This window comes from Streptomyces sp. SID5469, assembly GCF_009862865.1.
Lineage (GTDB): Bacteria > Actinomycetota > Actinomycetes > Streptomycetales > Streptomycetaceae > Streptomyces > Streptomyces avermitilis.
The window spans coordinates 3,977,914-3,989,349 of the sequence record NZ_WWIN01000001.1 but is presented as its reverse complement, the minus strand read 5'-3'; the positions used below and the strand labels follow the sequence as shown (position 1 = coordinate 3,989,349).

Genomic DNA, 11,436 nt, shown 5'->3' with positions numbered 1-11,436 from the left:
AGGTGACCGCGTGAGCGCACCCGTGGACACCCCCGTACCGGGCGGCGAGCCGATGGCGTGGCTGCCCACACCGGCCGATCCGGCCGCGAGCGGCGCGTACGCCCCGGAGGAGCCGGCGGAGAAGATGGCCGGGGCGGAGCCGGGTGCCGTCTCCGTGCTCGCCACCCGGACGACGCCCGCCCGGGTGCTCGCGGCCTGGGCGGCGCTCCTCCACCACCACACCGGCCGGGTCGACCTCGACTTCGGCTTCGCCGACGCGGCGGCGCGACCCGCGACGGTACGGCTCCGGGTCGAGCCGACCGCATCGCTCGGGGCGCTGGAGGAAGCCGCCGCGCGGGCGCTGCGCTCGCCGTCGCCCGGCGAGCCCGCCGCCGCCACACCTTGGATGGTCCGGCACACGGACGCCGGTCCGTCCGGGCCCGGGCGCGCCGGCGCGCTCGTGGCGGAACTGGACGAGTCCGCCGGCGGTGGCTGCCTGAGGCTGCGGCACGACCCTGCCGCGCACCGCGCGGACGCGGTGGCCCGGCACGCCGTCCACCTGCGCGGCGCGCTGACCGCCCTCGCGGACGATCCGACGCTGCCGGTGCGGGAACTGGACCCGCTGACCCCCGCCGAACGCACCCGACTGCTGGTGGACTTCAACCGGACGACGGTCCCCTACCCGCGGGACAGCCGCGTCGAGGAGCTGTTCGCCGAGCGGGCCCGCACCGCACCCGGACACCCGGCCGTGGTCCACGGCGACACCGTCCTGAGCTACGCCGAACTCGACCACAGGTCGGAGCTGCTCGCGGCCCGCCTGCGCGCGGAGGGGCTGCCGCCGGGCGAACCGGTCGCCCTGCTCCTGCGGCGCGAGCCCACCCTGGTGGTCGCCGCGCTCGCGGTCCTCAAGGCCGGCGGCGTCTACCTGCCGGTCGACCCCGACTACCCCGCCGACCGGGTGGCGTATCTCCTGGCGGACAGCGGTGCCCGCCGGGTGCTGACCGTCAGCGACCTGGCCGGGCAACTCAAGGCCGTCCACGACCGGTCGGCAGATGACCTCACGGTCCTCGCCCTCGACACCTGGGACTGGCGACGGACCCCCGGCACGCCCCCGTGCGCGCCGGACGCCCCGCCGCGGGACGCCGGTGACGCGGCCTACCTGATGTACACCTCCGGTACGACCGGCAAGCCCAAGGGCGTGCTGGTCCCGCATCGGGGCATCACGCGTCTGGTCAGCGGGATCGGCTATGTACGCCTGGACCCGACGACCAGGATGGCGCAGGTCGGCACGACCGGTTTCGACGCCTCCGTGTGGGAGATGTGGGGCGCGCTGCTCGGCGGCGGCACCCTGTGCATCCTGGACCGCGAGACCCTGCTCGACACCGAGGAACTCGGCCGGGCCCTGCGCGAACAGCGCATCACCACCGCCCTGTTCACCTCCGCGCTGTTCAGCCGGCTCGCCGACGAGGACGTGACCCTGTTCCGTCCGCTGCGCGACCTGCTGGTGGGCGGCGACGTGCTCTCCGCCCGGCACGCCCGCGAGGTGCTGGCCGCCAACCCCGGCCTGCGGCTGGTCAATGCCTACGGGCCGACCGAGAACGCCGTGATCTCCACCTGCCAGATCGTCGGCGAACCCGTCGGCGCCCGGGTGCCGATCGGCCGCCCGGTGCCCAACGCGACCGCGTACGTCCTCAACCAGGACGGACTGCCGCTGCCCACCGGCGTCCCCGGCGAACTCCATGTGGGCGGCGACGGCCTGGCCGTCGGCTACCACGGCCGCCCCGACCTCACGGAACGTGCCTTCGTACCGCATCCGTTCGCACCCGGCCAGAAGCTGTACCGCACGGGGGACCGGGTGCGGCTGCTGCCGGACGGCGCGGTCGACTTCGTCGGCCGGACCGACCACCAGGTCAAGGTGCGCGGCTTCCGGGTGGAGCCGGGCGAGATCGAGACCACCCTGTCCGCGCTGCCCGGCGTGCGGGCCGCCGTCGTACTGGCCCGGCGCCTGCCCGGCTCCTCCGACAGCTATCTGTGCGGTTACGTCGTGGGAGACCCGGACCTGGACACCGACCGGCTGCGCTCGGCCGCCGCCGAGTCCCTGCCGCCGCACATGGTTCCCGCTCACCTGATCGTGCTGCCCGCGCTGCCGCTCACCGTCAACGGCAAGGTGGACCGCGCCGCGCTGCCCGAGCCCGCCGTCGCGACCGGTACGGCGCCCGGCGGCCGCCCGCCGCGCGACGAACTGGAGCGGGCGCTGATCGACCTGTGGGAGGACACCCTCGGCATCGCCGGCCTCGGCGTCGACGACCTGCTGAGCGCCTACGGCGCCGGCTCGCTGACCGCCACGCGGCTGTCCGCCCGGATCCGCCGCACCCTGCACCTGGCCTGCCCCGTCTCGCTGGTGCTGACCGCCCCGACGGTGGCCGCGCTCGCCGAGCGGCTGCGCGGGGCCGAGCCCTCCGGCCACGGCCCGCTGTCACCGGACGCCCACCCGGACGGCCCCCAGGGGCCGGCCCCGTTGTCACCGCAGCAGCACGGGATCTACGTCGAGCAGGTCAAGGACCCCACCGGGACCGAGTACAACCTGCCGCTCGTCGTGGACCTGCCCGAGGTCCCGTCGGCCGAGCGCCTGCGCACCACCCTGGCCGCTCTCGTGGCCCGGCACGACGTGCTGCGCACCGACATCACCCTGGACGCGGACGGCCGTCCCCACCAGCGGGTGCACGCGGAACTCCCGGTGGCACTCGAGGAGGTGGACCTGCCGGACGACGCCGACCCCGACGCGTGGACGGCCCGGTGGGTCAGGGCCTTCGACCCGCACCGGGCACCGCTGTGGCGCGTGGCGCTGCTGCGCCGGCCGGGCCGGGCCCGGCTCGTCATGGACATCCACCACCTGATCACCGACGGCTGCTCCCTCACCCTGCTGGCCACCGAGTGGGCGCGACAGCTGGGCGGCGCCGAGCCCGCGCGGCCCGAGGTCGGCTACGCCGACTACGCCCGCTGGGCCGCGGGGCCCGCGGGACGGGAACACGCCCTGGCCCAGGGGGAGTTCTGGCGCCGTACCTATGCCACGCCGGTACGGCCGCTGGACCTGCCCACCGACCTGCCCCGGCCCCCGGTGCGCCGGACCGAAGGGGCCCACCTGTCGTTCCCGCTCGCCGCGGAACTCAGCCACGCGATCCGTGAGCTGGCGCGCGCGGAGGGGGTGACCCCCTTCCACGTCCTGCTCGCCGGATACACGGCGTTCCTGGGGCGGATGAGCGGCAGCGACGACGTCACCGTGGGCACGCCCGTGTCCGGGCGCCACCTGCCCGGCGTGGAGCGCACCCAGGGCATGTTCGTCAACACCCTGTGCCTTCGGCTCAACCCGCGACCGGAGCTTTCGTTCCGCGCCCACCTGCGTGCGGTGGCCGACCACGCGATGGCGGCCGCCGATCACCAGGACTTCCCGTTCGGGGAACTGGTGGCCGCCGCGGGGGAGCGGGACTACAGCCGGCACCCCATGTTCGACACGCTCTTCGCGGTCCAGGACACCGGACTGCACCAGGTCGACTTCCTCGGCGGCCGCCCGCGCTGGACACCGGAAGCCACCGGACGCACTCTCTTCGACCTCAACCTGCAGATCGACGACGCCCCGGAGGGCTTCACGGCCCACTGGGCCTACAGCACCCACCTGTTCCTGCCGGGGACCGTCGAACTGTTCCGCGACGAACTGCTCGCCCTGTTCGACGCGGCCGTCACCGCACCCGACACGGCCCTGCACAGCATGAACGTGGTGGCAGCCACCACGCAGGCCGTGCCGGACTTCGACTTCGACTTCTGACCCAGCACTCTCGTTTCTGGAAGGTACCGTGCAATCCCTGGAAACTCTCGGCCGGCTCAAGGTTGCCGCGGCGCAACGTCCCCGCGAGGGAGCGTTCTGGCGCGCGGCACTCGCCGCCCTGCCCGAGCGCACCGGCTTCCCGTCCGATGCCCCGGGCCGTCTCGCCGGGACGGGCCCGCACACGACGACCGTGCTGCCCCTCGGCGCCGAACTGACCGCCGGACTGGACACGCTGACCCGTGGCCGGCCGATGGCGCTGCACACCGTGCTCGTCGCCGCCGTCGGCACCCTGCTCCAGCGCTACACCGGCGGTGAGGAGGCCGTCGTCGCCATCCCCGCCACGTCCGCGGACGCGGCGGCCCCCGCTCTCGCCGACGGGCTGGTGCTGCGCCTGCCGTTCACGCCCGAGTCGACGTTCCGCGCGGTCCTCGCCGACGCCAAGCCCCGGCTGGTCGCCGCACTGGAGCACCAGGACTTCCCGGTCGAGATCCTCGCCGGGGAGTTCGGCGCCGCCGCCGACCACGACACACACCCCTTCGCGGACGTCCTGGTCGACGTCGTACGCGAGGAGCACGAGGCACCGGCCGCCCGGCCGCGGTTCGCGGTGGTGTTCGCCCTCGTCCGCGACGGCGAAGGCCTGCGCCTGGAGCTGCGCCACCGTGCCGGGCAGCACAGCGCCGACACCGCCGGGCGGCTGCTCGCGCACTGCGCGGTGCTGCTGGCCGGAGCCATCGCCGCCCCGGACGACCCGCTGGCCGCGCTCGACCTGCGAGCGGACGCCGACCGGGCCGTGCTCGCGCGGGCCAACGGCACCGACGCCGCGTTCGAGGACACCGTGCGCCTCGACGAGCTGTTCACCCGGCAGGCGCGGCTGACCCCGGACGCCACCGCCGTGGTCGGCGACGGCTTCCGGCTCACCTACGCCGAACTCGACGCCCGTGCCAACCGGCTGGCGCGGACGCTGCGCGAGCGGGGCGTGGGCCGCGACGACCTCGTCGCGGTGCTGGCCGACCGCTCGCCGCAGCTGCTCGTCGCCGTCTACGCCGTCCTCAAGGCCGGCGCCGCCTATCTGCCGGTGGACCCCGGCTACCCCGTCGAGCGCATCCGCTACGTCCTGGACGACAGCGCCGCTCGTCTCGTCCTCAGCACGCCCCGCCACCGCGACCTGGTCCACGAGGGCCGCGAGGTACTCGACCTGACCGACGAGTCCGCGTACGCAAAGGACAGCACGGCGCCGGAGGTCATCGGCGACGCCCGCGACCTGGCGTACGTCATCTACACCTCGGGCTCGACCGGCAATCCCAAGGGCGTCCAGATCGAGCACCGCTCGGTGGTCAACCGCATCAACTGGATGCAGCGCGCCTACCCCGTCACGTCCGCCGACGTGATCATGCAGAAGACGCCCACCTCCTTCGACGTGTCCGTCTGGGAGCTGTTCTGGTGGATGTTCGAGGGCGCCGCGGTGTGCCTGCCCGACCCCGGCGCGGAACGCGACCCGGAGGCGCTGGTCACCGCCATCGAGCGGTACGGCGTGACCACCATGCACTTCGTGCCGTCCATGCTGGGCGCCTTCCTCGACTTCGTCGTGGGAGCGGGCGTACAGGCCGGGCTGGTGTCGCTGCGCCAGGTCTTCGCCAGCGGTGAGGCGCTCACGCCGCACCACGTCCGGCGCTTCGCCGAGGTCGCCGCCGCCACCACGGGCCCGGCCGCCCGGCTGATCAACCTGTACGGCCCCACCGAGGCCACCGTCGACGTGACCCACCACGCGTGCGGGCCCGACGACGTGGACCGGGTCCCGATCGGCCGCCCGATCGACAACACCCGCATCCTCGTCCTCGACTCCGGACTGCGGCCCCAGCCGGTCGGTGTGCCCGGCGAACTGTGCATCGCCGGTGTCGGTCTGGCCCGCGGCTACCTCGGCCGGCCGGAACTGACCGCCGAGCGGTTCGTCGCCGCCCCGGCCGCCGGTGAGGAGCGCGTCTACCGCACGGGCGACCTGGCCCGGTGGCTGCCCGACGGCAGCATCGACTACCTGGGCCGTATCGACCACCAGGTCAAGGTGCGCGGCTACCGCATCGAGCTCGGCGAGATCGAGGAGTCGCTGCGCCGCCACCCCCAGGTCAAGGACGCCGTGGTGCTCGCCCGCAAGGCCGAGGACGGTCAGACCCACCTGTGCGGCTACGTCCAGTCGGCGGACGCCCTCACCGAAGAGGACCTCAAGCGGCACCTCGGTGTGACACTGCCCGACTACATGGTCCCGGCGCGTCTCGTCGCCCTCGACACCTTCCCGCTCTCCCCGAACGGCAAGCTGGACCGGCGTGCCCTTCCCGAGCCCGGTCCGGCCGAGTCCGAAAGCGCCGCCTACGTGGCCCCCGGCACGCCGCAGGAGGCCGAGCTGGCCCGCATCTGGGGCGAGGTGCTCGGCCATGAGCGCGTGGGAGTGAACGACAACTTCTTCGCCCTCGGCGGCAACTCGATCCACTTCGTCACCGTCCTGGCGAAAGCCCGCGCGGGCGGGCTGGACTTCACGTTCCAGCAGTTCTTCCAGAACCCCACGGTGGCGCAGCTGGCGCGCAGCCTCGCCCGGTCCGGGCCGGGTGAACAGCCCGCCGCGCTCAGCCCGTTCGAGCTGCTGGAGCCCGAGGACCGCGCGCTGATCCCCGCCGGCGTCGAGGACGCGTACCCGATGACGCAGCTCCAGGCCGGCCTGGTCTTCCAGAGCGAGCTGTCGCACGGCACCGCCGAGTATCACGACATCCTCAGCTACATGATCCAGAGCTCCTTCGACGCCACGTGCTTCGAGGAAGCGGTACGCATCCTGGTCCGCCGCAACCCGATCTTCCGGACCAGCTACCACCTGACCGGCTACAGCGAGTACCTCCAGCTGGTGCACGAGGACGCTCCGCTGCCGCTGTACATCGCCGACCTGCGCGGGATGAGCGAGACCGAACAGGAGGAGTGGTACCGCGACTGGGCCGTGCGGGAGAAGGCGCACCAGTTCGTCTGGACGGAGCCGGGGCTGGTACGGCTGCACGTGCACGTCCTGTCGGACGACCTGTTCCGCTACAGCCTGAGCCAGCACAACTCCGCGCTGGACGGCTGGAGCATCACCCTGGTGCACACCACGCTGTTCGACCTGTTCCACCGGCTGCGCGACGGCCGGGAACTGCCGGATGCCACCGTGGACAACCACGCCCGCACCTACGTCGCGCTGGAGCGCCGCTCGCTGGCCGACGACGAGCACCGCGCCTTCTGGGCGGACCTGCTGGAGGACAGCACCTTCACGGCGCTGCCGCGGACCCGCCAGGAGGCCGAGGCGGACGTCCTCCCCGTGGTGTTCCACGAGGTGGAGTTCGCCCGGGGGCTCTCCGACCGCATCGTGGCGCTCGCCAACCAGCTGTCCGTGCCGGTCAAGAACGTGCTGATGGCCGCGCACGCGAAGGTGCTCTCGCTCGTCTCGGGCGAACCCGACGTGATGGTCGGCTACGAGCACAGCGGCCGTCCCGAGGCGGAGGACGCCACCCGTGCCATCGGGCTCTTCCTCAACACCGTTCCCTTCCGGGTGGACGCCGCCGAGGGGACCTGGGAGGAGCTGGTCCGGCAGGTCTACCGCTCCGAGACCGACCTGCTGCCCGCCCGCCGCTACCCCATGGCGCAGATGAAGCGGGACCTCGGCACCCAGAAGGAGCTCTTCGAAACCGCCTTCAACTTCACGCACTTCTACCTGCTCAAGCAGCTGGAGGCGCAGGACGGCTTCTCCCTGCTGGACGTGCGGGCCAACTCCGAGACCGAGTTCGTGCTGCGAGCGGAGTTCTCCCGGCACTTCGTCACCGACGAGGTCCGCCTGAGCCTGCACTACCACGCCCATCTCTTCGAGCCGTGGCAGATCGCCCGGATGGGTGCCTGCTACGCCGCCGCCTTCGAGCAGATGACGGCTGATCCGGGCGCCCCGCACCACCTGGCGAACCTGCTGGCCGAAGACGAGCTGGCCGAGCTGGAGCGGGCCGAGCGGGCCGACGCCCTCCCCACGGAGCTGGCGGCCTTCCTCCCGCAGCCCGGTGCCGCTGTCCGGGCCCGCGTGGTCGACGAGCACGGTCTCGCGGTGCCCTTCGCCACCGTCGGCCGGGTCGTTCTGCTCGCCGACGGGCGGGACCCGGTCGAGACCGGCCTGTACGGGCGCCGCGACCGCGACGGTCTGCGTCTGCTGGGAGAGGAGCGGGCGCGGCACACCTTCCGCGCCGGCCCGGCCGACGCGGCCGAGACCGCCTCGGTGCCGGAGCAGCCGGCCGACCGGCGGCCCCTCGACGAGGTGGACCGGCGTATCGCGCGGGTGTGGGCCACGGTCCTGGACACACCGCTGGAGGAGATCTCCCTCGACGACAACTTCTTCCTGCTCGGCGGTGCCTCGCTCGCCGCGATGCGCGTGGTCATGGAACTCGACGGGCTGGTCTCGCTCACCGACCTGATGCGCAACTCCACCCTGGCGGCGCTGGGCGAGGCCGCCCGCGCCAACCTCGCGGCGGCGACCGAGGCCGAACAGGGCCCGCAGGAGCTGCTGCTGTCGCTGTCCGCCGAACGCGGCGCCGCCGAATGCGCGCTGATCTGCTTCCCGTACGCGGGTGGCAACGCGATCAACTTCGAGCCGCTGGCACAGGCGCTGGACGCCGCGGGCGGCGCGGTGGCCGTGTACGGCGTGGAGCTGCCCGGGCACGACGCGGGCCGTCCGGACGAGGCGTTCTCGTCGCTGGAGGACACCGCCCGGCGCGTGGTGGAGGAGATCCGCGACAAGGCGGGCGACCGGCCGCTGATGCTCTGGGGCCACTGCGTCGGTTCCGCTCTCGCGGTGGAGACGGCGCGGCTGCTGGAAGCCGAGGGCACGACTCCGGCGGAGGTCTTCGTCGGCGGCAAGCTGCTGCACGACGCCGCGACCACGCGGCAGGGCATCGAGCAGGCGGCGGCGATGGCCGACGAGGACATCGTGCGCTGGCTCGTCGACGAGACCGGTTTCACCGGGTTCGACAGTCTGCGACCCGAGCACGCCGCGTTCGTGGCCGGGGTGTTCCGCCACGACGCCGGCTCCGCCAACGGCTACCTGCTCGCGGCCGACGAGCACGGCCCGAAGGCGCGGCTGTCCGCACCGCTGACCACGGTCTTCACGGCGGACGACCCGCTCACCCCCGGGCACGCCGAGCGCTACACCGCGTGGTCGCTCTTCGCCGATCAGCCCCGGCTGGTCGAACTCACCGACGGCGGCCACTACTTCTGCCGCACCGCGGCTCCCGCGGTCGCCGACCTGGTCCTGAGCCGCTGGCAGGCGGCCTCCGGACGCGGGTGACCCGCTGCCGGCGGGCCGGGTGCACACTCACCCGGCCCGCCGGCTCCACGGCCGGCCCCACCGGCCTCCCGCCGGCTCCACGGCCGGCCCCACCGGCCTCCCGCCGGCTCCACGGCCGGCCCCACCGGCGGCCGCCCGCCGGCTTTCCCCCCAGGCACGAACGAGGTGCGATGTCACATGAGTAATCCGCAGGCCCCGGGAGAAGCGGTGCGTCCCGGTCCCGGATCCACGCTGCGCGCCGGGGCGATGAGCATGCTGCCGTTCCTCGCGTCGGCCATCCCCATGGGCTTGGCCGGAGGCATCCTGGGGCCCGCCAACGGGCTGTCCGGCTGGGCCACGCTGGGGCTGGCGATGGCCGTCAACTCGGGCACCGCCCAGTTCATCGGGTTCGCCCTGATCGCGGGCCACTCGGGCGCGCTGACCATCCTGCTGACGACCCTGATCCTCGGGCTCAGGATGCTGATCTACTCGGCCATCCTGGTCCCGCATGTGCGGGAGGTCCCGCAGCGCTGGCGGGTGCTGCTCGGCTTCGGGCTGATCGACGCCGTCTTCTTCGTCGCCATCGAGCGCCTCAAGAAGGGCGAGCTCACCGAGCGCAAGCACCTGTTCTTCCTCGGCGCGTCCGGGGTCATGTACGTCACCTGGATGCTGTGCACCCTGGTGGGCATGGCGCTGGGCAGTGCCGTGCCGGACCTGGCGGACCTCGGTCTCGACTTCCCGATGACCGCCATGTTCGTCGCCATGCTGGCCGGGTCGCTGGCCAACTGGCGGGTGGGCGCGGCCATCGTGACCGCCGGTCTGACGGTCGTGCTCGGCCACGGCCTGCCGTACAACCTCGGCGTGGTGCTCGCCACCGTCGTCGGAGCCACGGTGGGCACCGTATGCGAGTACCTGGAGAAGCGCCGGACCCCGGAGAACTCCGCCACCGAGACGTCCGAGGAGAGTTCGCCGGACGAGGGCGACCCGACGAGCGAGGACAACACGGCGAACGACGGCAAGCCGCCGACCGAGGACAAGACGGCGAAGGCGGACAAGGTGAACGAGGAGAACGTGGCATGACGATGGCGCTGTTGATTCTGGGCATGGGCCTGTGCAGCTTCCTGCCGCGCTATCTGCCCCTGGTCCTCCTCGCCGACCGGGAGATGCCCGCGGTGGCCAAGTCCCTGCTGAGCTACACCCCGCCGGCGGTGCTGGCCGCCCTGGTCGTCCCGGAGATGCTGATGCCCGGCGGACACGGCATGCAACTGAGTGCGTCGAATCCGTATCTCATCGGTGGTGGCGTGACCTTTGTCGCCGGTCTCTACTCGAAGAAGTTCCTGCTGGTGACCGCGATCGGCATCGCCGCCTTCTACCTGAGCCGCTGGCTGCTCGGCTGACCGAGCCCTCCGCAACGACCACGATCATCATGGAGTCGGACATGTTCACCACCGAAACGACCTTGCGCGCTCCCCTGAGGGTGGCGGTCGCGCAGACCGTCGCCCGCCCGGGTGACACCGTGCACAACGCGACCGAGGCGGCGGCGACCATAGCCCGCGCGGCGGACGCCGGCGTCCGGGTCGTCCAGTTCCCCGAGCTCTCCCTCACCGGATACGAGCCCGGCTGGCTCACGTCCCACCTGCCCGCCGGAGCCCTGACCCCGGACGGCCCCGAACTGACCGCGGTCCGCGAGGCGTGCCGCGCGACCGGCGTGACCGCCGTCGTGGGCGCGCCGACCTCCGCGGGTACGAAGTCGGCGATCTCGGCGATCGCCGTCGGCGGAGACGGCGGGATCCTGGCCGACTACCGCAAGAGCCGGCTGGAGGAGCACGAGCGACAGCTGTTCGTGCCGGGCACCCAGTGCTGCACCCTGACCGTGGACGGCTGGCGGCTGGCCCTGGGCACCTGCTACGACGCGAGTTTCCCCGAGCACGCCCGGGCCGCGGCGCGCTCCGGCGCCGATGCCTATCTGTGCGGCGGGGCGTTCGTCCGGGGCGACTCCGACCACCGCCGTTCGGTGTACTTCCCCGCCCGCGCCCTGGAGAACACCTTCTACGTGGTGTTCTCGAACTTCGTCGGGCCGCAGGGACCGTGGGACTTCTGCGGCCGCAGCGCCGTCTACGGACCGGACGGCCGCACCCTGGCGGAAGCGGGCGCCCGGGAGGCGGAGCTCGTCGTCGCCGACCTCGACGACGCGGCGCTGGTGGCTACGCGCCGTGGTCTGACCATGCTCCGGGACCTGGACGACGCCGCGGCACCCTCGGCGATGAGTTCGTGTGTCGTGTGACGCCGACGGGTGACCTGACTTCCCCGTTTTCCGTAC

Annotated in this window: 5 protein-coding genes; all 5 read left to right on the top strand. The window is 73.0% G+C overall.

The genetic code is table 11. The annotated features are described in order from the left end of the window. Nucleotides 1-10: 10 nt before the first annotated feature. The 5 genes from GTY58_RS16750 (at nt 11) to GTY58_RS16730 (ending at nt 11,400) form a co-directional block, all read left to right on the top strand. Entirely contained in the window at nt 11-3,802 is a 3,792-nt protein-coding gene (locus GTY58_RS16750) for a non-ribosomal peptide synthetase (protein WP_010984628.1), read from the top strand. A 28-nt stretch (nt 3,803-3,830) separates the two neighbouring features. Then, on the top strand, nt 3,831-9,137 hold the full coding sequence (locus tag GTY58_RS16745) for a non-ribosomal peptide synthetase (RefSeq protein WP_010984627.1): 5,307 nt from the start codon (nt 3,831-3,833) through the stop codon (nt 9,135-9,137). Between the two features lie 177 nt (nt 9,138-9,314). Then, nucleotides 9,315-10,196 carry an AzlC family ABC transporter permease gene (locus GTY58_RS16740; protein WP_078234429.1) on the top strand — a complete coding sequence of 294 codons (882 nt, stop codon included), beginning with the start codon at nt 9,315-9,317 and terminating at the stop codon, nt 10,194-10,196. Continuing rightward, nucleotides 10,193-10,513 (top strand): AzlD domain-containing protein, encoded by a 321-nt coding sequence (locus tag GTY58_RS16735; protein WP_037645006.1) that lies wholly within the window; start codon nt 10,193-10,195, stop codon nt 10,511-10,513. The genes GTY58_RS16740 and GTY58_RS16735 overlap by 4 nt, the downstream gene beginning before the upstream one ends. Before the next feature lie 41 nt (nt 10,514-10,554). Then, nucleotides 10,555-11,400 carry a carbon-nitrogen hydrolase family protein gene (locus GTY58_RS16730; RefSeq protein ID WP_048894578.1) on the top strand — a complete coding sequence of 282 codons (846 nt, stop codon included), beginning with the start codon at nt 10,555-10,557 and terminating at the stop codon, nt 11,398-11,400. The last annotated feature ends 36 nt before the right edge of the window (nt 11,401-11,436 follow it).